Origin of the sequence: Phascolarctobacterium succinatutens, assembly GCF_958453765.1 — a bacterium.
Taxonomy (GTDB): Bacteria; Bacillota; Negativicutes; order Acidaminococcales; family Acidaminococcaceae; genus Phascolarctobacterium_A; species Phascolarctobacterium_A succinatutens_B.
Genome location: NZ_CAUDZA010000017.1, coordinates 1 through 21,277, shown reverse-complemented (window position 1 = coordinate 21,277; position 21,277 = coordinate 1). Strand labels below are relative to the sequence as shown.

The window sequence follows — 21,277 nt, the reverse complement described above, 5'->3', positions numbered from 1 at the left end:
TTAACGTTTTTCTATCGTAACCTTCTTAATGATTACAGGCTCCAACGGTTTATCATTGGAATCTGTTGCTGTTTTGCCGATTTTATAGACAACATCCATGCCCTTGCTTACCTTGCCGAAAACAGCATGCTTGCCGTCCAACCATTTAGTTTCACGCAGGGTGATAAAGAACTGGCTGCCGCCGGTGTTCGGGCCGCGGTTTGCCATGGAAATTACACCGGGGCCGTCATGCAGCAGCTTACTGCTGAACTCATCCTTAATAGTATAGCCGGGACCACCGGTACCGTTGCCGGCAGGGTCACCGCCTTGAATCATAAAGTTATCGATTACACGGTGAAAGGTAAGGCCATTATAAAAGCCCTTTTCGGCCAGCGTAATAAAATTCTTCGACGTTTCCGGTGCATAGTCTGTTGCCAGCTTCACCTCAAAATCGCCCATGCTTGTGTTAAAAACCGCTGTCGCAGGCTCTGCCTTCGGCGCCTGCTCCTGTTTTTCCTGACCGCAGGCTGTAAGTACCAGCGCGCACACCAGCATCAAGCAGATTATTAACAATTTCTTCATGCTCTTTCCTCCCATAGAAAAGGATATAATTTCTCAAGTATATTATACAACTAACAAGCGCCGCATTTCAAGCGTTTGCCCAGCCAATCACTCAGCAGTGCGCCTGCCTGCTCACTGTACTGCGTAAAGCTGTGGTCACCGCCCTCAAAGATATGCAGCTCTGCCGCCTCGCCGATGGCTGCGGCGTTGCGCTGCGCCTGCTCTGCCAGCACCACCTCATCCGCACTGCAGTGCAGCAAAAGTACAGGTAATGGCTGCGCCTTCTGCAGCAGCGCAGGCAAATCGTATTGGTCAAAGTCCGTCAGAAAATCCGGCGTCAGGGCGCATTCGCCGCGTTCATCGTTAAAGTGCAGCGTTTCGCCGCTATCCAGACGACGATATTCGTCCTCCGTCATCACGTAGCGGAAGGTAAAGCGCAGATTATTCGGCGTTGCCCACAGAATCAGGCCGGCAAGAGCTCCGTCCTGCGCCGCCGTTATGATGGAAGCTGCACCGCCCAAGCTACGTCCCAAAAGAAACAGCCTGCAGCCGGGCTGTCTGCGGCGTACCTCTGCCAGTACGGCGTGCAGCTCCTCTACTTGACGCGAAATTATCTGCGTACCCGTAAAGTTAAAGCGCACTACGGCAGCATGCGCCGCAGCCTGCTGCGCCACGCCCGCAGCACGTCCGCCGCTGTCGCGGCTGCCGCGGAAGCCATGCGCCATAACAAGTACAGCATTATTCTCACTCCGATTCGGTTCTACAACACACTCTATTTCACCTAACGGTCCTTGAAATGTAAAGGTATCCTTCAGCATCTTCACTCACTCTTTTCGTAAAATTTTAACGCGTTACCTGAAGCATTCAGCGACTCGCTGCATAACGCATTTTTTAACGTATCACCTTAAGCTTCTAAGTTCACGTTCAATCCTAAGTCTTTTTCACGCGCAGCACTTAAGCGTTTTTATTGTCAGACATTCTATACAGGCACACGCCCATGCGTCCTGTTTTGCCCTGCTCAGCACGATAGGAGCAAAACATTTCATGGTTATGCTCCGTGCAGACGCCGGCAGTAAGAATATTTTCCGCCTTTAATCCTGCGTCCAGCAGCACTTGACGGTTATAGCCCCACAAATCCAGCAGATACTTGCCCGGCTTTTCCGCTCTGGGCGCAAAGAATTGCTCGTAGCCTGCGGCCTTGCTACGTACAAAGTCGTCCACCTCGTAGCAGCATTGGCCGATAGAAGGACCGATAGCAGCAACGATATCTTCGGGGCGGGAGCGGAAGGATTGCTGCATAGCTTCTACTGTTTTACGGCCGATTTGTGCTACCGTACCGCGCCAGCCTGCGTGCGCCACAGCGCACACGCCTTGGCGCTCGTCGGCAAAAAGCAGCGGCACGCAGTCTGCAAAAAATAGCAGCAGCGGTACATTCGCCAGATTCGTAACCAAAGCATCCGTATCCTTAATCGTATCTGCAAGCGCTGTCGCACCGGCGCCGACCAACGCTTCATCTACCACCGCAACATTGCTGCCATGTACCTGCTCGCAGGTAGTAAATTTTGACGCGTCCAAGCCTAAAGCCTGTGCAAACAGGCGACGGTTCTGCAGTACCAGATCTGCATCGTCACCAACATGCAAAGCCAGATTCAGCGTTCCCGGCACCAGGGAGCTTTCCCCATGTAGACGGCAGCTGCAGGCATTACCGAAGCCGGCCTGCGTCAAACGCGGGAACATTCCCCACCAGATATTATTTTTTTGCGTAATGATAAAATCCTGCATCAAAACCGCTCCTTTTATCTCTAATACCAAAAGAGACGGCTATTGCCGTCTCCTTTTGCAAGTGCCTGCGGCACCCTTTTGCTATTTACTTTTGATATGCTGGCACACCTTCCGGTATATCCAGCACTACGGTGATAATCACCGTGCTGTCGGTAGCCTTGGCTGCTGTATCCATAAACACAACCTTGGCACCATTATCCAGATAATAATTAACCTCTTTCACAGCTCCGTTATTGTTATTGGAAAACGTAAAGAGTCTTTCCTTAGCCAGTGCCGAGCCGCTGAAGCCGGCCACCAGCATAAGAGCCGTTAAAGTAAGCAGTAAATACTTTTTCATATTCCGCACCTCTATTTTGCGTCTTTAGATTTCTGCATAATGCGTTCCAGCTCCTGCATAAAATTGCGCACGTCGGCAAACTGACGATATACGGAAGCAAAGCGTACATAAGCAATCTGATCTGTCTGCTCCAAATACTTCATAACCAGCTCACCGATCTGGGCGCTGGGAATTTCCGCATCCGCACTCATCCGCAGCTCACGCTCGATGCTGTCGGCAATCTCTTTAATCTTTTCATAAGGAACCGGGCGTTTTTCGCAAGCCTTCAAAAGACCTGCCAGCAGCTTTTTACCGTCAAAAAGCTCGCGACGACCATCCTTCTTGCTGACAACAAGCGGAGTTTCCTCATATTTTTCATATGTAGTAAAGCGTTTGCCGCAATTAGGGCATTCACGTCTGCGACGGATAGAACAGCCTTCCTCTACAGCACGGCTGTCGATAACACGGCTGTCTCTGTGGGAGCAAAACGGGCACTTCATATTACTGCCTTCCTTTCAATCAGTGACGCAGCCATGGCGGAATTTCGTTCGGATCGGAGAAATTCTTGATAATACCGCTGTTGTTGCGGTTGATAGATGCCGGACCGCCAACTGTATTTTTGGTAACAGGAGATTTTTTCTCAAAGCCTGTTGCGATAACCGTAACACGGATTTCGTCGTTGAGGCTTTCATCAATAACAGCACCGAAAATAACCACTGCATTGGGATCAGCTGCTTCATTGACAATATTGGCAGCTTCGTTAACGTCAAACAGGGACAGCTCCTTGCCGCCGATAACGTTAATCAGTACGCCGCGGGCACCGTCGATAGATGCCTCCAGCAACGGACTCTTGATTGCAGCTTCGGCTGCAGCCTTGCCGCCGCCTTCACCCTTAGCGGTACCAACGCCCATCAGAGCGCTGCCTGCATTGGACATAACAGTCTTGACATCGGCGAAGTCAACGTTAATCAGACCGGGAACAGCAATCAGGTTGGAAATGCCCTGAACGCCCTGACGCAATACGTCATCGGCCTTTTTGAATGCTTCCAGCATGGAAGTACGTTTTTCGATAATCTGCAGCAAACGGTCGTTAGGAATAGTTACCAGGGTATCAACCTTTTCCTTCAGGTTGACAATGCCTGCCTCAGCCTGCTTCATGCGGCGAGGACCTTCAAAGCCAAAGGGTTTGGTTACAACGCCGACAGTCAGCGCACCGATTTCTTTGGCACATTCCGCAACAACGTGCGCAGCACCGGTACCGGTACCACCGCCCATACCTGCGGTAACAAATACCATATCTGCACCCTTCAGGGATTCCAGAATCTGGTCACGGGATTCTTCGGCAGCTTTTTCGCCGATTTCAGGGTTTGCGCCTGCACCCAGACCTTTAGTCAGCTTTTCGCCGATTTGGATGCGTTTTTCTGCCTTGGAAAGCATCAGGCACTGCTTATCGCAGTTCACTGCAATGAATTCTACGCCGCTCACGCCGGCGTCGATCATACGGTTTACGGCGTTATTGCCGCCACCGCCTACACCAATTACTTTAATATTGGCCAACGGTTCAAAGGTTGTCTCTACGTCATCAAACATATTCTACGTCCCCCTTAGCTTTGGGTAGCTTATTTATAAAAAAATCATTTTTATATTGTTCAACATGAAAGTGCTATTTTCCTGCTTATTAATGAATTTTTTTCTTCATCTTCCGACAGGACACTTATTTGCCCATATAAAGGCGACGGATAATTCCCAAATTCTGGAAAATACGCATACCGAAAATCAGTACCGCTACCAGATATAAATCGATACCGATCAGATTACCTGCATAGCACAAAAAGGCAGCCAGAATACCATTGATAAAGAATCCGGAAATGAATACCTGAGTATCATAATTGCCTTCAAGTGAAGCACGTACACCGCCCAGCACTGCATCCATACCTGCCATAACAGCTACGGCAAGCAGACGTGCGTATTCGGGTGGCACTCTGAAAGGACAGTAAACACCAAGTATAAGACCAAGCAAAAGGCCGGCAAATGCAAATCCAATCATTTCGCTGCCTCCTTGCTTTCCACTGTCTTAGCGTATTCAAAGCTGCGCGGTGCCTTCAGCGCCGGAATATGCAGCTTTTCAACAGTCTTGATTTTTACCTGAATGCCCCAGAACTCAAAGGTTTCTACAACACCGCCACGCAGACGCAGAGCACTGCTCAGAGTTTTAGGAGCGCCTATAGCCTTGATAACATAAGGCGGAGCACTGCGGACATTGTTTACCGAAATAGTAGGTCCTGCACAACGAATCTCGCTCATAGCCACAATGCGCTGATCGTTGACAGAAATTGCTTCCGCACCGGCAGCGCGCAGCTCGTTGAGCACACGCAGCAAATCTTCATCATGAATGATGTACAAATTAGGATTTTCGCCGGACTTTTTGGCAATATTGCTGTCATCCAGCAATATCTCAATGCCTTCGCCCTCTACGTCAGTCGTGCCTGCCATCAGCTTCATACGATCATCAGCAGGATCCTTGGCAGCACCTGCACGCAAGGTTTCCAGCTCTGTCAGCAGCTGCTTGTTCTCGGCTTCCATAACCTTCAGGCGTTCCGACAAATCCTCTACGCGGTCCATACGCACATTACGCTGAAGCTCTGTAGTTTTATACTGTACCGAAAGCATAAATCCCAACACCATGAATACCACGGCAATCAACAGCTTGCCCTTTAAATCCATAGTAAAAATTTCTTTCATTATCTCACCCTCACTGTGACATCAGCTGCAACAGCATTGCAGCTATAACAAGTTAACAGCAATTTATTTTGGCAAAAGCTTGATATATGGCTTACCGAAGGTCAAATCAATATATTCAGCCTTAATATTTTTATCTTTAATCTCGTTGAACACAGTCATAAACACAGAAGCCTTCTGTGATACCTCCTGTACCCTGCCCAAACGCACCGGAAAGCTGCCGCTCAGCTGCAGCTTAACATCCTGCTTATCATCAACGGCAATTTCACCGATACGCTGCAGTGCTTCCGGCGTCAGCTGCTGCAAAAATTGCAGAATCTGCAGCACACCGGCATTGGCAACCTTATCGCCCAGATAAAGATTACCGCATTTTATGCCGGCCAGCACAGGAGCCTTAGCATCCGGAATAGTAGTTGTCACACTAAGAACAACGCCGTTATAATCCACCTTCAGATAGCTGTGATAGGAATTGGCAACATAAAGTGCCGGTTGCCGTTCCTCTACGCTCACCTGCAAGGTTGCCGGAAAGCGGTAAGCCACCTCTGCATTCTTAAAGCGGACATCATGCAGCAAAGCCTCCCGCAGACGGCCGGAGCTGGCATTGAAAAGATTCAATGGTCCCTGCCCGCAGCCTGCAAGCGAGATAACCTCCGCCTCCATCAGCTGACTGCTTCCGTGAATGCTGACGTTGCCAAAGGCAAACGCAGGATTATGCACATAGCGCCAGACATATGTACAGGTTACAGCAAGTATAGCCGTGGATACCAGTAGGCGCACCATGTGCCAGAATTTCCGGCGTCTGCGTTTGCGCAGTTGTTCGCGTATAGTCTGCGATGAATCCATGCTGCACCTCCTTTGGCTCCTTGTAAAACATTTTTATTTAGCGCTCAGTAAAATTTTCTCGCAGAGCTCCGGGAAGCTGATGCCTACAGCAGCAGCAGCCTTCGGAACCAGGCTGGTTGCCGTCATACCGGGAACAGTGTTTGCTTCCAGTACATAAGCAACACCATCCTCATCACCCAGCATAGCATCTACACGCGCTACACCGGAAAGGCCCAGCAGCTTGTAGGTTTCTACGGCAATTTTTTGGATATAGGCAGTAGTTTTCTCATCAAACGGTGCCGGGCAGTGGTAATCCGTAGCACCCTTGGTGTATTTAGAATGGAAGTCATAGGCTCCGGAATGCGGTGCAATCCAGATAACCGGCAACGGCTTAGGCTCGCCGTTCTCTTCCATAATAGAAATCGTCAGCTCCTTGCCCTTGATGCACTTTTCTGCCAGCACATTTTCGGAATACTTGAAGGCTTCCTCCAGTGCAGGCACAACCTCTTGTGCAGTCTTGGGAATTACAACGCCGATGCTGGAGCCCTGAGTTGCTGCCTTAATAACTACGGGCAGACCGAACTCGGAAATAATTTTTTCTGCCAGCGTCTGCAAATCACCTGCATCACGCTTGTTGATAATCATGCAGGGTGCGGTAGGAATGCCTGCAGACTGCAGATAACGCTTCGTAGCGGATTTATCCATAGAAACAGCGCTTGCCAGTACGCCGCAGCCGGTATAAGGAATACCTGCTGCCTCCAGAATACTCTGCAAACGGCCATCCTCACCGTACATACCATGAACGGCGTTAAATACTACCTTAGCGTTCATATCACGCAGCTCGTTAATCAGATTAGACGGATTCAGCTCAACTTCCTTGGCATTATAGCCCTTTTCGCGCAGTGCGTTCGCAATAGCGCCGCCGGTAACACGCGAAATTTCGGCCTCAGAGGAAGGCCCGCCTAAAACAACAGCAACAACATCCTGCTTATTAATCTGCATTTCTTTCCAACTCCCTAACTAATTCTTCTCCAATTTTAAACACATCACCGGCACCGATGGTCATCACCAGATCGCCGGGACGTACAACGCGCTCCAGGTATTCCTCAGCCTTGGTCAGCTTGCCGATATACAGCACCTCCTGACCGGTCGCTGCTTTGATACCCTCTGCCAAATGCATGCTGCTCACGCCGGGAATTGCTTCCTCGCTGGCTGCATAAATGTCAGTCAGAATCAGCTCATCGCAATCCTTAAAGCATTCGCAGAACTCGGAGAACAGCAGCTTGGTACGGGTGTAGCGATGCGGCTGGAACACGCACAGCAGGCGCTCAGGCTTTGTCTGTCTGGCAGCCTTCAGCGTTACGCCGATTTCTGTCGGATGATGCGCATAATCATCAACAACCCAGACACCGTTAACCTTACCCTTGGTTTCAAAACGACGTTTGGCACCGCCGAACTTTTTCAAGGATGCAAGAATCTTGTCGGTAGCGATACCCATCTCATGTGCAGCAGCAAACGCGCCCATAGAATTCAGCACATTATGTCTGCCGGGAACAATCAGATGAACCTCTGTCACAAATTCTCCCTTGTAGTACAGCTTGTAGCTGGTGCCGTCAACACCATAGGAAATGTCACGGGCAATGTAGTCAGCCCCCTCGCCTTCTACGCCGTAGGTAATTACCTCTTTATCGGTTTCGGCAGCCAGCCGGCGTACCTTGGCATTATCAAAGCAAAGGACTGCCTTGCCGCCTTCCTTGATGTTGCCTACAAACTGTTTAAAAGCCTGATATATATTTTCTTCTGTACCGTAATGATCCAGATGGTCATCTTCAATATTAGTTACTACAGCAAGATACGGATACAGCTTGAGGAAGGAGCCGTCGCTTTCATCCGCCTCCGCTACCACAAAGCGACCTGCGCCGTTGCGCGCATTACCGCCAAGGCTGCTTACCTCGCCGCCGATGATAACAGTCGGGTCAATACCGCTTTCTGCCGCAATGCAGGAAATCATCGCACTGGTAGTAGTTTTGCCGTGAGCGCCTGCAACAGCAACGCCGTCGGCAGCATTCATTACCGCAGCCAGCACATCGCTGCGGTGCAGCACGGGAATACCGCGCTTTCTGGCCTCCATCAGCTCCGGATTGTTGGGATGAATCGCTGTAGAAATAACTACAGCCTCGGCATCCTCCACCTGGCTGGCAGCATGGCCCATATAAACCATAGCGCCTTCTTCCGCCAGATGTGCCGACATATGACCGGCATTTAAATCGGAACCGCTTACATCATAGCCGCGCTTAATCAATACATAAGCAATCGCGCTCATGCCGGCGCCGCCGATACCGATAAAATGTATATTATGCAGGTTTGCTAATTTGTTTTCAGCCACTCGAGGCCCTCCCTTATTGTTTAGTCAAGGCCACAGCCTCTTTGGCTATAACCTCTGCAGCCTGCGGTCTGCCAAGTTTTTGGGCCGCCGCATGCATCTGCTGCAATTCCTCTTCATGTACTAATAAATGCTCGATGAACTCCAAAACGGTGTCGCCCGTCAGGTCCTTATCAAGAATAACCTTGGCAGCACCCTGAGCCTCTACCGCTCTGGCATTAAACTCCTGGTGATTTGCCGTAGCATACGGATATGGTACCAGAAGCGACGGCACTCCCTTAGCCATCAGCTCTGCCAGGCCGATTGCACCGGCACGGAATACTGCCAGATCGGCCGCAGCCAACGCTACCGGCATATTATGCAGATAAGGCTTGATAATAATGTTATCTGCCACACCGCCGCGCTTTTTGATTTCCGCCATATAGGCGTCATAATTCACGTCACCGGTCGCATGCAGCACCTGTACCTCGGCTCTACCGGAAAGCGCCAGCTCTGCTTCGAGCATAGCGTTGTTGATGGTGCGTGCACCGCGACTGCCGCCGGAAACGAGAATCGTTTTCTTCGCCGGGTCCAGCCCCAGCTCCTTAACAGCTTCCTCACGCGTATGCTGCAGAATTTCACTGCGGATAGGATTGCCGGTATATTCCAGCTCTGCCTTGCCGTGAAAATATTTGCCGCCCTCTTTATAACCTAAAAATACTTTGCGCACATAACGTGACAAAATTTTATTGGTTACACCTGGCATCGCGTTCTGCTCCTGAATGCAGCAGGGAATTCCCTTTAACGCTGCCATGAAAACAATCGGTCCGCAGACATAACCGCCGGTACCGATTACCAGATCCGGCTTTTCGTTGCTGATAATCTTGTAGGCATCATATAAGCCAGCAAAAAGCTTTGCCGCACTGCGCAGGGTATCCAGGCTCAGGCTGCGCTTAAAGCCTGCTACCTCAATAAACTGCAGCTTGTAGCCGTAGCGGGGAATGATATCCTTCTCCAATCCCTGCCTGGTGCCTACGAAGCTTACCTCCGCCTCAGGCTGCAGCTTTTTTATCTGGTCCGCAATGGTCAGGGCCGGATAAATGTGTCCGCCCGTACCGCCGCCGGAAAGAATTACCTTCACTTAACGTTACCTCCCTCCAGCTCGTGTACCAGCTTTTTAAAATAATTTCCGCGTTCGGGATAATTTTTGAACATATCAAAGGATGAGCAGGCCGGGGAAAGCAGCACTACCTGCGGCTTATGTGCCAGCGCATGTGCCTTGCTCACTGCATTCTCAAAGCTGTCGGCCAGCACAATGTTTGGCACACCGCAGGCAACAGCAGCCTTGTGGAAGCGCTCCTTGGCAGCGCCCAACAGAATCAGGGCGTCCGTCTTTTCCTTCACCAGCTCCATCATCGGCTCCAACGGTGTCAGCTTATCGTGACCGCCTGCCAGCAAAATGATGTGACCGTCCTTAAAGGCCTCCAGCGCTTTAATCGTAGAATCGGTGTTAGTAGCCTTGGAATCATTGTAATACGGTACGCCGTCAATCGTAGCAACGTATTCAATGCGGTGCTCAATGCTGCGGAAGTTACGCAGCACATCAGCCATATCGCTGATGCTCACACCGGCGAAAAAGCCGCAGGCAATGGCTGCCAGCACGTTTTCTTCGTTGTGACCGCCGAACAGATGCAGCTCGCTGATATTGCAGACAGTTTTCTGCTTGCCGTCCCAGCTGATGATAAAATTACCATCCTGCATATAGATGCCCTGCTGCAGTTTTTCCTTACGGCTGAAGTAACACAGGCGGCCTTTAGTTTCCGCACCCCAGGTACGCACGATAGGATCATCGTAATTAAGCACCGTAACCTGCGCCTCACCCTGCTGACGGAAAATATTTTTCTTCGCCTCGCCGTAGGCCTCCATCGTATGATGGCGCTCCAGATGATCCGGAGTCAGGTTCAGCACTACTGCGATATCAGGGCAGAAGTTGCTGACTTTTTCCAGCTGAAAGCTGGAAAGCTCGGCAGCAAGCCAACCATCCTGAGGCAGGCTTTCTACCTCCTTGGACAGTGCCAAACCGATGTTGCCGCCTACTGCAGAAGGCACCGGCAAACGCTTGAGCATCTCACCCACGATAGTGGTGGTAGTGGTTTTGCCGTTAGTACCGGTGATAGCAGCAATGTGACCGCCATACAGCCTGTAGCCAAGCTCAACCTCGCTGATGACCTCCAGTCCGCGCTGCTCTGCGAGCAGCACATTTGCGTTATCGCAGGCAATACCCGGAGAAAGCACCAACACCCCTGCAATATCAAGCAGGCTTTCAAATGCAGCCTGACCGATGGCCAGCCCACCGCGAACGCTCTGCAAAAGCTGCAGCAGCTGCGGCTCTAAAGTGCAGTCCATATCATTATACAAATATACCTGCTGCTTTTTATCTGCCAGCACCTGCGCTGCTCCACGGCCGCTGATGCCTGCGCCGTAAACGATTACAGCATCCTTTTTAGTCATCAAGAAACACCCTCTATTCATAAACATACATAGGCTATAGCCCTTTCACCGCAAAATTTGCGACAAAACGGTTATAGCCGAAGATTTTTTATACAAATGCATTAAGCCACAGGCATAAGCCAACGACAGACAATACGCAGCTTACTGCTGTAAACACACGCACAACCTTAACCTCAGGCCAGCCGCCCAGCTCAAAATGATGATGCAGCGGAGACATGCGGAAAATACGCTTACCGCCGCTGAAGCGGAAATAGGTAACTTGAATAATTACCGACAATGCTTCCGCTACATAGATGCCGCCGACAATAACCAGCAGCAGCTCTGTACGTGTCAAAAGCGCTAAAGCGGCAATAGCACCGCCCAAAGCCAAGGAACCGGTATCACCCATAAATACTCTGGCAGGATGACGGTTAAACAGCAAAAAGCCAAGGCAGGCACCGGTCAGGCCCAGAGCGAAGCCGCTCAGATCCAACATACCCTGCATGTAAGCAATAAAAGCGAAAACCATGGTAACAGGCAGACTGACAAAGGAAACCAGTCCGTCCAGACCATCTGTCAGATTTACGGCATTGGTTGTGCCAACCAAAAGCAAGAAGGCCAGCACATAATAACCCCAGCCTAAATCAATGACAGCATTGATGCCGGGAACCCACAGCTCCGTATTGCGGATATGCGTTTCGGCGAAATATACATAGGCACCGGCCAGCATGAACTGCAGTAAGAATTTCTGCTTGGCAGTCAGGCCCAGATTACGCTTCATTACAACCTTGATGTAATCATCTATAAAGCCTATGACCGCATGGCCTACTGTCAGCACCAGAGCAATAATTACATGGGGAGTAAAGTTGCCCCACAGCAAAGCAACCAGCAACGCTGCCAGCATCATAAGTCCGCCCATCGTCGGTGTGCCGCTTTTCGCCATATGGCTTGCCGGTCCGCACTCGCGGATAGACTGGCCGAACTTCAGCTTATGCAGATAAGGAATCAGCACCGGGCCGATTAAAGCACACACGATAAACGCAGTCACAGGAATTCCGATTAATTTTAACATCTACTAAAATCTCACTCTCTTAAGTTTACTTGAACAGCTCCAGCATTTTGTCAACCTGCATGGAATGACTGCCCTTAAGCAGGATAATATCACCTGCGGAAGCCATCAGACGCAAAGCATCCGCTGCCTCCTGACGGTCAGCGCAATGCTTGCTCTTGCCGCCAAGCTTTGCAGCCTCATCTGCAATATAAGCAGCCTGCGGACCATAGGTCAGTACAAAATCCACACCATTTTCTACAGCCCAGCGGCCCACACGACGATGCGCATCCTCGCTGATATCTCCCAGCTCCAGCATATCTGCCAGCACAGCAATAGTGCGGGCCTGGCCATGCGCTGCCTTCTTGGCCTCCGCCAAGGTTTTCAGTGCCGCTTCCATAGAAGCAGGACTTGCATTATAAGCATCGTTGATAAAGGTGATATCGCCGATATAAACGATTTCCTGACGGCTGCCTGTCAGACGGGCAGTTGCCAGTGCCTGTGCGCTTGCTGCCATCGGCACACCGTAGCAGAAGGCCCCGGCGATAGCGCTCAGTGCGTTATAAACGTTATGCTCGCAAATCAGCTGCAGGCTTACCTTGACAGCTTCGCCCGTAGCCTTATGGGTACAGGTAAAGGTGGTGCCTGCACCGGAGGTCACAATATCACTGCCGCGGAAGTCGCAGTTTTCGCCCAAGCCAAAGTAAACAACCTGTGCCTTGGTCTTGCCTGCTGCCGGCAGTACGTATTCGTTATCGCCGTTGAGCACAGCAAAGCCATCCTCCGGCAGATTAAGTACGATTTCGCTTTTGGCCTTGCCGATGTTTTCCATGCTGCCCAAAAGCTCCATGTGGGTTTCGCCCACGTTGGTAATCAGACCGCTGTCAGGCTCGGCAATGCGGCACAGCTCGGCAATCTGGCCCAGACCGCGCATGCCCATCTCCACAACGGCAATATCGGTATCAGGCTGAATGCTCAACAATGTTTTCGGCAGACCGATTTCATTATTGAAGTTGCCCTGAGTTTTGACAACGTTATATTTGCAGCTCAGGCAGGCAGCCAGCAAATCCTTCGTAGAGGTTTTGCCGTTAGAGCCTGTGATAGCAAAAACCTTCAGTCCCTGCTTACGCTGACGGTAGGCATGCGCAAGCTGCTGATAAGCAAGCAGCGTATCCTCTACCATGAACACAGCAACGCCTGCAGGCAGGCCGCTAACCTCATGGGATACAACAACGCCCGCAGCACCCAGCTCCACAGCCTTGGCGCAATAGTCATGGCCGTCAAAATTATCGCCCTTCAGCGCTACGAATAATTCTCCCGGCTTTACCGCACGGGAATCGGTGGTTACGCCGGTAAACTCAAAATCTGCACAAACAGCCTTAGTGGCTGCTAAAACTTCACTGGCCTTCAGCATTTTTTATCACTCCAGTATTCCATTACAACTTCTTTATCATCAAAGTGAATAGTTCTGTCCTTCAAAATCTGGTAATTTTCATGGCCCTTGCCGGCAATCAGAATAACATCATCGGCAGCAGCCTCTGCCAAAGCATAGCAGATTGCCTCACGTCTGTCGCTCAGACGGGTAACGTGCTTGCCCTCGGGCACATTTTGCAGTGCCGTAAAGATTTCGTCGATAATCAGCTCCGGATCCTCAGTACGCGGATTATCGGAGGTAACAACGATGTTGTCAGCCAGCTCCAATGCCAGCGCACCCATCAGCGGACGCTTTTTGTTGTCACGGTCACCGCCGCAGCCAAACACAACCCACAGCTTACCGCGGGTAATGGAGCGTGCGGTTTTCAGCACGTTCTCCAAGCCGTCGGGAGTATGTGCGTAGTCTACAATAACAGTATAAGGCTGTCCTGCCTCAACGAGCTGGAAGCGTCCGGGGACGCCATCAAAGCCATCAAGTACGGAGCAGATAATATCCTTGTCAATCTTTTCAGCCAGCATTGCACCGATAACACCCATAACATTATAAACATTGAACTCACCAGTAATCTTCAGCTCCAGGTCCATTTCGCCCACCGGAGTGTGCAGCAGCAGCTGCATATGCTTAGGTTCTACCGTAAAGCTCAGCGGATAGATATCATTATCATGGCCTTCACCATAGGTCAGTACATTAGCCTTGGTACGCTCACGGATAATTGCGGAGCTCGGGTCATCCATGTTGAATACAGCGTTTTTATTCGGCTTGCTGCCGTCGGTAAGATGCTCAAAGAGCAGGCTCTTGGCATCGCGGTAATTCTCCATAGTTTTATGGAAGTCCAGGTGATCCTGGGTAATATTCGTCAGCACAGCGCAGTCATATTCAATGCCTGCCACACGCTTCAGCGCCAAAGCATGGCTGGAAACCTCCATTACGCAGTAGTCACAGCCGGCACAGCACATAGCATACAGTGTCTTCTGCAGGTCAACTACATCCGGAGTAGTATTATGAGATTCGGTAATCTCATCGTTAATCATAATATTGATAGTGCCAATCAGGCCAACCTTGTAGCCTGCCTTGCGCAGAATCAGACGGATAATATTAGTTGAAGTTGTTTTGCCGTTAGTACCGGTCACGCCGATCATTCTCAGCTTACGTCCCGGATAATCGTAAAAATACGGCGTTACCAGCTCCATAGCCTCACGCGTATCGGCAACCTTAATAAGAGTAACGCCCTGCGGTACTTCAGCGGGAACATCCTCTACCAGCGCAGCAACAGCGCCCTTTTCGGCAGCCATTGCCAAAAATTTATGTCCGTCTACAGTTGCACCCTTCAGGCAGATAAAAAGACTGCCGGCTACCACCGCACGGGAATCGGCAGTTACATCAGTAATAACTTTATCAGCACTGCCAATGACCTCAGCCTTCGGCAATAAGGCAAGGAGTGAAGCTAATTGCTTTTCCATTTATTAACCCCCCTGTTTTACGTTCCGCCCCTCATGGAGCAAAGCCGTAAATTACTTCTAGTTTAATTATAGTATAGAATTTAAATTGAAACGGCAGCCAAAAGGCTGCCTCCCAAAAACCCATTCAAATTATATCACAATATAAACTGAATGGCTATGTTTATTTGTTATGCACAGCCAAAGAATTGCTGCTTCCGCCAGCCTTAACATAAATATTGCTGCGGGCAACACTCATCCCCAAATACTGTTCTGCCAAACCGATAATACGGTCCGGTCCCTTCAGCTGTTCAACCTCTATTTTCAGCTCGTTGTTTTTTGTGATAAGCTGAGCCTCCTGCTGCTGCAGGCTCACCAGCTCATTACCGTACTGCACCATAGTGTTACTGCGTAAAACAACAATAAAATAAGCTGCCATAATAAGTAAAAATGCTTTAAGAATTCTGTTGCGCAGCACTCTTCTCGGATCAGGTCTATGTACTTTTCTGCGGGCAGGCTGCTGCACCTCATATTGCTCGGCAGGCTGCTCCTGCCAAGCATAATTATCATATTTTCTGGCAAGCATCAAAATCACCCTTCATCAAAACATCAAAATTTATCTCTCAGCTATTATCTGTCAAATTTTAATTGCATAACGCAGGCGCGCACTGCGGCTACGCGGATTTTCTTCTACCTCTGCTTTTGAGGGAACAATATTTCCAGTTTTGCGCAGTAAAGGCTTTTTACCGCATACGCACACCGGCAGCTGCGGCGGGCAAGTACAGCCCTTGGCAAGCGTGGCAAAGGTCTGTTTAATAATTCTGTCCTCCAGCGAATGGAAGGTAATAACACCGATACGGCCGCCGCTCTTTAAGCGGTTCACAGCTCTTTCCATCGTATCTGCCAAAATTCCCAGCTCGTTGTTTACCTCGATGCGGATAGCCTGAAAGGTACGCTTCGCCGGATGCGGACCATCAAGTCTTGCTCCCTTGGGAATAGCCTTCTTGATGACATCCACCAGCTCAAAAGTAGTAGTCAACGGCTTTTCCTTGCGTGCCGCCACAATAAACTGCGCGATACGCTTGGCCCAGCGTTCCTCACCGTAACGGTGAATAATATCCGCCAGCTCTTCTTCCTTGTAGTGGTTGACGATGTACTCTGCATCCAGACTTGCTTCTTTATTCATGCGCATATCCAAAGGTCCGTCATGCATATATGAGAAACCACGCTCCGGTGTGTCCAGCTGATAGCTCGAAACACCAAGGTCAAAAAAGATACCGTCAATTTCATCGATTCCCATGGAATCCAATACCTGGGAAAAATTTTCAAAATTAGACTTGGCAACTGCGGTTTTGCAGGTAAATTTGTTCAGCAAGCGCTCGGAACCAGCAGCAATAGCATCATCATCCTGATCAATGCCAATCAAAAGACCGCCTGCCTCCAGCTGTGCGGCAAACGCACTGCTGTGCCCCGCACCGCCCATAGTGCAGTCCACGTAAATACCGTTTTTATCTGTTATCAGAAAGTCCACGCTCTCAGCGAGCAGAATACTTGTATGCTTAAATTCCATAGCCAACACCAATCTTATATTCCTAAGTCAGCAAGCTGCTCTGCAAGCTCGCTCACATCCTCGGCATTTTCTTCGTTATATTCGTTCCAACGGCCTGCATCCCAAATTTCGGCTCTGCTGCCTACGCCCACAATCACAGCATCCTTTTCCAGACCGGCATGACGACGCAGGTTTGCCGGCAGCAATACTCTGCCCTGCTTGTCGCATTCGCCTTCGCAGGCACCGCCAAAGAGGAAACGGGTAAAATCACGCGCTGTTTTGCGGCTCATCGGCAAGGCTGCCAGTTTCTGTTCCAGCTGATGCCATTGCTCCATGTCGTAAACAAAAAGACAGCCGTCCAGACCTTTGGTAATAATAAACTTACTGCCCAAACTTTCACGCAACTTAGCAGGCACAGCAAGACGACCTTTTGCATCCAGAGTGTGTTCGTATTCACCTAAAAGCATTTTGTCGCCCCCTTTTCACCCACATTACACCACTTTTCTCCATTATATCGTTTATTAGCCGTAAACGCAAGTATTTCACGGCTTAATGTGAAAAAATAATCAAAAAAACGTGAACTCTGTCAAGCTTATTTCGCAAAAAATTTTCAGTAATAAATTTGGCTTTTAGAAGCACAGATGATATAATGAATGAGTACGGATTATGTGTACAATTTTTATAAAAAGGAGACTTATACAATGGTTACTAAAGATACCGGCATTATTGAAGCCGTTCAAAACCATCCTGAAATCATGGAGGTTTTCGCTGAATATGGTCTGGGCTGCATCGGCTGCATGGCTGCTCATTTCGAAACCATCGGTCAGGGCGCAGGCGCTCACGGCATTGATGTTGATGCTCTTATCGAAGATATCAATAAGGTTATTGCCGAAGCAGAAGCAAACAAATAATATAGCGAAGCATGATAAATATTGCACAGGCATATTTATCACCGCATAAAAAATGAGGGAACTATCTCCAGCACAAGTGGGGACAGTTCCCTGTTTTCATAAGGAGGTCTCTGTTATGTTAAAAACTCGTAAGGTTGTAATCGTCGGAGCAGGCCATGTCGGCTCCCATGTTGCTTTAGCGCTCATCCAGTCCGGTGAAGCAGATGATATTGTATTGATTGATATTCTCAAGGAAAAGGCTGCCGCACAGGCGCTGGACTTAGATGACGGCGTCAGCGGCGCACTTTGCGGCCGTGATGCCATCATCCGCGCCGGTGAATACAGCGAGCTGAACGATGCGGATATTCTGGTAATGGCCTTCGGCCGCAGCCGTCGTCCTGGCGAAACACGCCTTGATATGTTTGACGATTCCATTAAAATGGCCAACGAGGTTATCAGCCACCTGAAGCAGGTTGACTTCAAGAAGGGTATTATGATCAGCATTTCTAATCCGGCAGACATTATCTGCGAGCATATCCGCCGCAAGATGAACTGGGAGCCGAATCGTTGCTTCTGCACCGGCACCAGCCTTGAAAGCTACCGCCTGCTGCGCGTGCTCAGCGCCGCTACAGGCTACAGCCGCAAATCTATTCAGGCCTTCTGCATGGGCGAGCATGGTAATTCCAGCTTCGTTGTCTGGTCTGCCATCCGCATCGGCAGCAAGAGCTTTGCCCAACTGCGCGCTGAACGTCCGGAGTTGGCTGCCCTCAGTCTGGACGATTTGCAGCTGCAGGTTAAAAGAGCCGGCGATATTGAAGTCGACGGCAAGGGCTGCACGGAATTTGGCATTGCCAACGCTGCCTGCATGCTGATTAAAGCTATCTTCCATGACGAAAAGCTGATTTGGCCCTGCTCCACCGTACTTAGCGGCGAATATGGCCAGAAGGACGTAGCTGCCGGTGTTCCCTGCGTAATCGGCAAAAACGGTATTGAAGAGATTTTAGAGCTGCCGCTGACGGAAGAAGAGCAGGCTAAGTTCACCGCTTCCTGCGACATTCTGCGCGGATTCCTGGAGAGAGCAGCAAGCCTGTAAGCTTCTACCACCTTCCCAGAGGGGCACAACCCTCAGTCATCGCCTGCGGCGATGCCAGTTCCCTGTCAGGGAGCATATAGAAGTTAAACAGATTTGCGAATATTAGCCTTCCGCAGGTCTGATATATCTTCCCTGAAAGGGAAGGTGGCTGCGAGCTTTGCGAGCAGACGGAAGGGTTGCAGCGCGATATTTAATTGCGCCACTTACATGTAAATAAGCAAAAAAACACCGGCATCCGCCGTACCACAAGTACGGCAGACGTCGGTGTTTTCATGTTTTAGCATATATTAAACTCTTGCAGACTTTAGGCTTAATACTCCCAGCTCAGACCAACAGCCACCAGCTTGCTGGCGTCATCCCCCAGCTTGCCATAGCCAACAGCAGTATGCAGCAGCAAATCCTTCTGCAGGCTCTTGCTGTAGCTCAGCTCCACCTCCTGCAGCCTGCCATCATGCTGCGCCGTCGGCTGCATATCAGCCCAGGTATAGCTAAGTCCCAGCTTGCCGCCATCAGCCAGATAATGGTTAACCTCCGCATAAACGCGTTTCGCATCTGCACCCAGCCAGTCTCCCAAAATAGCATCCTTATATGTCCAGCCATTCTTCAGCACCCAATGGCCATACCAGGCGTCATTAGTTTTGGCAGCCTCCACGCGCAAATCCCAGCTGCCGTCCGGCACCAGCTGCGGAAAGTACATGCCAACATTATAAGCATTTTCACAGGGGAAGGCATGCGCCTGGTCCTCGCCATACAGCGAAGCATAAACCTGCACGCCTGGGAAGCGGTATTTAAAATCAAGGCCCGCAATATCGTTCCAATTATCCTTTTCAGCATCATCTGCATTATCGCCCAGCAGCCAATGCTTGTTGAACTTCTTGAGCATCGACATACGCTCCAGACCAATCGTAAACGCATCCGTCGGCATAATATCTACGCGCACACCCACAAGAGCTGCATGGTCCTTTTCCAGCGCCGAACCGGAACTTGCAACTCTGTTGCCCTCCAGCCTGCTGGCGAAGACGTTGACATTCGCCTTACCCAGGAATTTCAACGCACCGTTGTCAAAGGTGTGCGGCTCCAGCAAATTCAGTTTAATTGCTGTCTGCGGTGTTGCATTGCTGCCAAAGGCCAGCTGTCCTGCACGCCCTACGCCCCAGGACATCGGCTGCCTGCCGGCAGTAATCCCCCACACGCCCAGATGCGTTTTGGCATAGCCCTCAACAAGGCTGGCATCGCCATGCTCGTCCTTGTCCCAGCTGAAGCGTGGCGTAATGCCCACAGCCAGGTCCTTGCTCAGGCTGCCGCTGATGTGCAGCGTGCCCACAGCGTTAAAGCCATCGCCATAAAGATAGCCATTATTATTGTGGTTCAACATCTGCCAATGTGCCTTGGCGTTATTATACTTATACGCAGCACTGTCCTGCTGCAGATAGGAAAGGTCAACGCTCGCACCACGCAGCTTCACATTATTGATTTTCCCTGCACCCTGCAAGTAAGCAATCTCCTCTGACAGTCCCTCTCGCATTGCATCCAGCCTGTTCTGCAGGTATGGCGGCAGCGGTTTGCTCTGGGCAATTGCTTCAGCCTGCAGCACCCATTTGGCCATGTCCAGGCGGCTATAAGGCTTGGTATTGGCAGGCATATCCTGGATATAGCCCATGCCCTCCAGCTTATCAAGATAACCGTAATAGCTGCTGTCCAGCGGCACGTCAGCAGTAACCAGCGGGCTGGCGGCGGCACAGCTGCAGCCCAAGGCTGCAGCAATTGCTATAGCACTAAGTAGTTTCTTCATCAGTTAGCATCTCCTATGCTTATAAATTTGTTCATTGCAAGTGTATATTATATCGCTTGCTTATCGAAAACAGTCTACAGTAATATATTGTAGCAAACTATATTCTATGTTTCAAGATTATTTTATATGCTGATGGCTAAACCTGTATATCGCAGTATTATCTCGTTTGTACGATTTTTCAGAATTTTCGCTTGACTTTTGTTGCCCTCTTATTTATACTTAGCTTAGCTTCACATTTACAACAAAATAAGCAGGGCCTACCGGCTCATGTCGGTAGTATTTAGCAGTACCCACGGTATCCGGAACTTCCGGATGCTATGTGTACTGCTTTTTTTCTTAAGCACCTCATGTTGTATTTTGCTGAAGCAAATATTATAATTAAAGGAGGAAAACAGTATGCCGTTAATATCTTCTTTTTACGGTATGTACATCAAGATGTATTTTCAAAGAAAAGAACACAACCCACCACATTTTCACGTCATATACGGTGAATACACAGGCGAAATCGAAATCAAATCATTAAAAATGTTAGAAGGGGATTTACCACCTAAAGCACTGGAGCTTGTCAAAGAGTGGGCTGCATTGCACCAAACTGCGCTGATGCATATTTGGGAAACACAGGAATTTATTAAACTACCACCATTAAAATAACAGGAGGTGCTACCATGTTTCATAAAGTTCAAGATGTAAAAGCAATGCCAGATTTTATTTTAAAGGTTGACTTTATCAATGGTATTTGCAAGTATTATGATGTAAAACCGCTTTGGAAAATATGGCAGCCCTTTAGAGCTTTAGAATATACCAATGGTCTTTTTAACTTGGTTAAGGTTGATGTTGGTGGTTATGGTATCAGTTGGAATGATGAGCTTGATTTGAGCTGTGAGGAACTTTGGGAAAACGGCTACTGACCAAGCCATGGATATTTTAAAAACACCGCCCGAAGAGCACCAGTACTTCAAGGACCTGTTAGCTAAGGAGCAGTA

24 protein-coding genes are annotated in these 21,277 nt (G+C 49.7%); 4 read left to right on the top strand and 20 right to left on the bottom strand.

What is annotated here, in order from left to right; translation table 11 throughout:
• The 19 genes from Q7Q81_RS07520 to mraZ all read right to left on the bottom strand — a co-directional run bounded on the left by Q7Q81_RS07520 (position 1) and on the right by mraZ (position 16,986).
• Positions 1-561 carry a peptidylprolyl isomerase gene (locus Q7Q81_RS07520; protein ID WP_021719795.1) on the bottom strand — a complete coding sequence of 187 codons (561 nt, stop codon included), beginning with the start codon at positions 559-561 and terminating at the stop codon, positions 1-3.
• 50 nt (positions 562-611) lie between these two features.
• Positions 612-1,358, bottom strand: a complete 747-nt coding sequence (locus tag Q7Q81_RS07515) for an alpha/beta hydrolase (protein WP_304274973.1) — start codon at positions 1,356-1,358, stop codon at positions 612-614.
• A 136-nt stretch (positions 1,359-1,494) separates the two neighbouring features.
• The gene (gene pgeF, locus Q7Q81_RS07510) at positions 1,495-2,322 is read right to left on the bottom strand and encodes a peptidoglycan editing factor PgeF (protein ID WP_304274970.1); all 828 of its coding nucleotides are present in this window, start codon (positions 2,320-2,322) and stop codon (positions 1,495-1,497) included.
• An 85-nt stretch (positions 2,323-2,407) separates the two neighbouring features.
• Entirely contained in the window at positions 2,408-2,659 is a 252-nt protein-coding gene (locus Q7Q81_RS07505; RefSeq protein WP_009145981.1) for a hypothetical protein, read from the bottom strand.
• Between the two features lie 11 nt (positions 2,660-2,670).
• Entirely contained in the window at positions 2,671-3,138 is a 468-nt protein-coding gene (gene nrdR / locus Q7Q81_RS07500) for a transcriptional regulator NrdR (RefSeq protein WP_210684309.1), read from the bottom strand.
• A gap of 19 nt (positions 3,139-3,157) precedes the next feature.
• A complete protein-coding gene (gene ftsZ, locus Q7Q81_RS07495) occupies positions 3,158-4,228 on the bottom strand; it encodes a cell division protein FtsZ (RefSeq protein WP_303712254.1) in 1,071 nt (356 codons plus the stop codon).
• A gap of 124 nt (positions 4,229-4,352) precedes the next feature.
• Positions 4,353-4,685 (bottom strand): small basic family protein, encoded by a 333-nt coding sequence (locus Q7Q81_RS07490; RefSeq protein WP_210684307.1) that lies wholly within the window; start codon positions 4,683-4,685, stop codon positions 4,353-4,355.
• On the bottom strand, positions 4,682-5,380 hold the full coding sequence (locus Q7Q81_RS07485; protein ID WP_293809063.1) for a DUF881 domain-containing protein: 699 nt from the start codon (positions 5,378-5,380) through the stop codon (positions 4,682-4,684). Before Q7Q81_RS07485 ends, Q7Q81_RS07490 begins: the two co-directional genes overlap by 4 nt.
• A gap of 63 nt (positions 5,381-5,443) precedes the next feature.
• Positions 5,444-6,220 (bottom strand): cell division protein FtsQ/DivIB, encoded by a 777-nt coding sequence (locus tag Q7Q81_RS07480; protein WP_304274967.1) that lies wholly within the window; start codon positions 6,218-6,220, stop codon positions 5,444-5,446.
• 33 nt (positions 6,221-6,253) lie between these two features.
• Positions 6,254-7,201, bottom strand: coding sequence for a D-alanine--D-alanine ligase family protein (locus Q7Q81_RS07475; protein ID WP_009145987.1), 948 nt, complete (start codon positions 7,199-7,201; stop codon positions 6,254-6,256).
• Positions 7,191-8,585 carry a UDP-N-acetylmuramate--L-alanine ligase gene (murC, locus tag Q7Q81_RS07470; RefSeq protein ID WP_276633935.1) on the bottom strand — a complete coding sequence of 465 codons (1,395 nt, stop codon included), beginning with the start codon at positions 8,583-8,585 and terminating at the stop codon, positions 7,191-7,193. The genes Q7Q81_RS07475 and murC overlap by 11 nt, the downstream gene beginning before the upstream one ends.
• Positions 8,586-8,598: 13 nt before the next feature.
• A complete protein-coding gene (gene murG, locus Q7Q81_RS07465; RefSeq protein WP_293809071.1) occupies positions 8,599-9,702 on the bottom strand; it encodes an undecaprenyldiphospho-muramoylpentapeptide beta-N-acetylglucosaminyltransferase in 1,104 nt (367 codons plus the stop codon).
• Entirely contained in the window at positions 9,699-11,072 is a 1,374-nt protein-coding gene (gene murD / locus Q7Q81_RS07460; RefSeq protein ID WP_304274963.1) for a UDP-N-acetylmuramoyl-L-alanine--D-glutamate ligase, read from the bottom strand. Before murD ends, murG begins: the two co-directional genes overlap by 4 nt.
• 88 nt (positions 11,073-11,160) lie before the next feature.
• A complete protein-coding gene (gene mraY, locus Q7Q81_RS07455; RefSeq protein WP_304274960.1) occupies positions 11,161-12,123 on the bottom strand; it encodes a phospho-N-acetylmuramoyl-pentapeptide-transferase in 963 nt (320 codons plus the stop codon).
• 25 nt (positions 12,124-12,148) lie between these two features.
• Positions 12,149-13,513 carry a UDP-N-acetylmuramoyl-tripeptide--D-alanyl-D-alanine ligase gene (locus tag Q7Q81_RS07450; protein ID WP_304274956.1) on the bottom strand — a complete coding sequence of 455 codons (1,365 nt, stop codon included), beginning with the start codon at positions 13,511-13,513 and terminating at the stop codon, positions 12,149-12,151.
• Complete coding sequence (locus Q7Q81_RS07445) at positions 13,507-14,994, bottom strand: UDP-N-acetylmuramoyl-L-alanyl-D-glutamate--2,6-diaminopimelate ligase (RefSeq protein ID WP_304274952.1); 1,488 nt, start codon at positions 14,992-14,994, stop codon at positions 13,507-13,509. Before Q7Q81_RS07445 ends, Q7Q81_RS07450 begins: the two co-directional genes overlap by 7 nt.
• 160 nt (positions 14,995-15,154) lie before the next feature.
• Positions 15,155-15,556, bottom strand: coding sequence for a hypothetical protein (locus Q7Q81_RS07440; RefSeq protein ID WP_304274949.1), 402 nt, complete (start codon positions 15,554-15,556; stop codon positions 15,155-15,157).
• A gap of 51 nt (positions 15,557-15,607) precedes the next feature.
• Positions 15,608-16,540: a 16S rRNA (cytosine(1402)-N(4))-methyltransferase RsmH gene (rsmH, locus tag Q7Q81_RS07435; protein ID WP_304274947.1), complete on the bottom strand. Its 933-nt coding sequence runs from the start codon at positions 16,538-16,540 to the stop codon at positions 15,608-15,610.
• A 14-nt stretch (positions 16,541-16,554) separates the two neighbouring features.
• Complete coding sequence (mraZ, locus tag Q7Q81_RS07430; RefSeq protein WP_304274945.1) at positions 16,555-16,986, bottom strand: division/cell wall cluster transcriptional repressor MraZ; 432 nt, start codon at positions 16,984-16,986, stop codon at positions 16,555-16,557.
• Positions 16,987-17,220: 234 nt separating this feature from the next.
• On the opposite strand from mraZ, the gene Q7Q81_RS07425 reads away from it, so the two are divergent.
• Both Q7Q81_RS07425 and Q7Q81_RS07420 read left to right on the top strand, forming a co-directional pair.
• On the top strand, positions 17,221-17,430 hold the full coding sequence (locus tag Q7Q81_RS07425) for a DUF1858 domain-containing protein (RefSeq protein ID WP_040564637.1): 210 nt from the start codon (positions 17,221-17,223) through the stop codon (positions 17,428-17,430).
• Between the two features lie 115 nt (positions 17,431-17,545).
• Complete coding sequence (locus Q7Q81_RS07420; RefSeq protein WP_304274943.1) at positions 17,546-18,502, top strand: L-lactate dehydrogenase; 957 nt, start codon at positions 17,546-17,548, stop codon at positions 18,500-18,502.
• Between the two features lie 310 nt (positions 18,503-18,812).
• Here the strand turns inward: Q7Q81_RS07420 and Q7Q81_RS07415 are convergent, their stop codons facing one another.
• Entirely contained in the window at positions 18,813-20,294 is a 1,482-nt protein-coding gene (locus tag Q7Q81_RS07415) for a capsule assembly Wzi family protein (protein ID WP_304274940.1), read from the bottom strand.
• 396 nt (positions 20,295-20,690) lie between these two features.
• Between Q7Q81_RS07415 and Q7Q81_RS07410 the strand changes: the two genes are divergently transcribed.
• A complete protein-coding gene (locus Q7Q81_RS07410) occupies positions 20,691-20,945 on the top strand; it encodes a DUF4160 domain-containing protein (protein WP_293391753.1) in 255 nt (84 codons plus the stop codon).
• Positions 20,946-20,959: 14 nt separating this feature from the next.
• Positions 20,960-21,202 carry a DUF2442 domain-containing protein gene (locus tag Q7Q81_RS07405; RefSeq protein ID WP_293723320.1) on the top strand — a complete coding sequence of 81 codons (243 nt, stop codon included), beginning with the start codon at positions 20,960-20,962 and terminating at the stop codon, positions 21,200-21,202.
• The last annotated feature ends 75 nt before the right edge of the window (positions 21,203-21,277 follow it).

What these genes read in the sequence shown, in the direction of transcription:
- Q7Q81_RS07520 (WP_021719795.1), bottom strand. Translation starts at nt 561, where the DNA reads ATGAAGAAATTGTTAATAATCTGCTTGATGCTGGTGTGCGCGCTGGTA.
- Q7Q81_RS07515 (WP_304274973.1), bottom strand. Translation starts at nt 1,358, where the DNA reads ATGCTGAAGGATACCTTTACATTTCAAGGACCGTTAGGTGAAATAGAG.
- pgeF (WP_304274970.1), bottom strand. Translation starts at nt 2,322, where the DNA reads ATGCAGGATTTTATCATTACGCAAAAAAATAATATCTGGTGGGGAATG.
- Q7Q81_RS07505 (WP_009145981.1), bottom strand. Translation starts at nt 2,659, where the DNA reads ATGAAAAAGTATTTACTGCTTACTTTAACGGCTCTTATGCTGGTGGCC.
- nrdR (WP_210684309.1), bottom strand. Translation starts at nt 3,138, where the DNA reads ATGAAGTGCCCGTTTTGCTCCCACAGAGACAGCCGTGTTATCGACAGC.
- ftsZ (WP_303712254.1), bottom strand. Translation starts at nt 4,228, where the DNA reads ATGTTTGATGACGTAGAGACAACCTTTGAACCGTTGGCCAATATTAAA.
- Q7Q81_RS07490 (WP_210684307.1), bottom strand. Translation starts at nt 4,685, where the DNA reads ATGATTGGATTTGCATTTGCCGGCCTTTTGCTTGGTCTTATACTTGGT.
- Q7Q81_RS07485 (WP_293809063.1), bottom strand. Translation starts at nt 5,380, where the DNA reads ATGAAAGAAATTTTTACTATGGATTTAAAGGGCAAGCTGTTGATTGCC.
- Q7Q81_RS07480 (WP_304274967.1), bottom strand. Translation starts at nt 6,220, where the DNA reads ATGGATTCATCGCAGACTATACGCGAACAACTGCGCAAACGCAGACGC.
- Q7Q81_RS07475 (WP_009145987.1), bottom strand. Translation starts at nt 7,201, where the DNA reads ATGCAGATTAATAAGCAGGATGTTGTTGCTGTTGTTTTAGGCGGGCCT.
- murD (WP_304274963.1), bottom strand. Translation starts at nt 11,072, where the DNA reads ATGACTAAAAAGGATGCTGTAATCGTTTACGGCGCAGGCATCAGCGGC.
- mraY (WP_304274960.1), bottom strand. Translation starts at nt 12,123, where the DNA reads ATGTTAAAATTAATCGGAATTCCTGTGACTGCGTTTATCGTGTGTGCT.
- Q7Q81_RS07450 (WP_304274956.1), bottom strand. Translation starts at nt 13,513, where the DNA reads ATGCTGAAGGCCAGTGAAGTTTTAGCAGCCACTAAGGCTGTTTGTGCA.
- Q7Q81_RS07445 (WP_304274952.1), bottom strand. Translation starts at nt 14,994, where the DNA reads ATGGAAAAGCAATTAGCTTCACTCCTTGCCTTATTGCCGAAGGCTGAG.
- Q7Q81_RS07440 (WP_304274949.1), bottom strand. Translation starts at nt 15,556, where the DNA reads ATGCTTGCCAGAAAATATGATAATTATGCTTGGCAGGAGCAGCCTGCC.
- rsmH (WP_304274947.1), bottom strand. Translation starts at nt 16,540, where the DNA reads ATGGAATTTAAGCATACAAGTATTCTGCTCGCTGAGAGCGTGGACTTT.
- mraZ (WP_304274945.1), bottom strand. Translation starts at nt 16,986, where the DNA reads ATGCTTTTAGGTGAATACGAACACACTCTGGATGCAAAAGGTCGTCTT.
- Q7Q81_RS07425 (WP_040564637.1), top strand. Translation starts at nt 17,221, where the DNA reads ATGGTTACTAAAGATACCGGCATTATTGAAGCCGTTCAAAACCATCCT.
- Q7Q81_RS07420 (WP_304274943.1), top strand. Translation starts at nt 17,546, where the DNA reads ATGTTAAAAACTCGTAAGGTTGTAATCGTCGGAGCAGGCCATGTCGGC.
- Q7Q81_RS07415 (WP_304274940.1), bottom strand. Translation starts at nt 20,294, where the DNA reads ATGAAGAAACTACTTAGTGCTATAGCAATTGCTGCAGCCTTGGGCTGC.
- Q7Q81_RS07410 (WP_293391753.1), top strand. Translation starts at nt 20,691, where the DNA reads ATGCCGTTAATATCTTCTTTTTACGGTATGTACATCAAGATGTATTTT.
- Q7Q81_RS07405 (WP_293723320.1), top strand. Translation starts at nt 20,960, where the DNA reads ATGTTTCATAAAGTTCAAGATGTAAAAGCAATGCCAGATTTTATTTTA.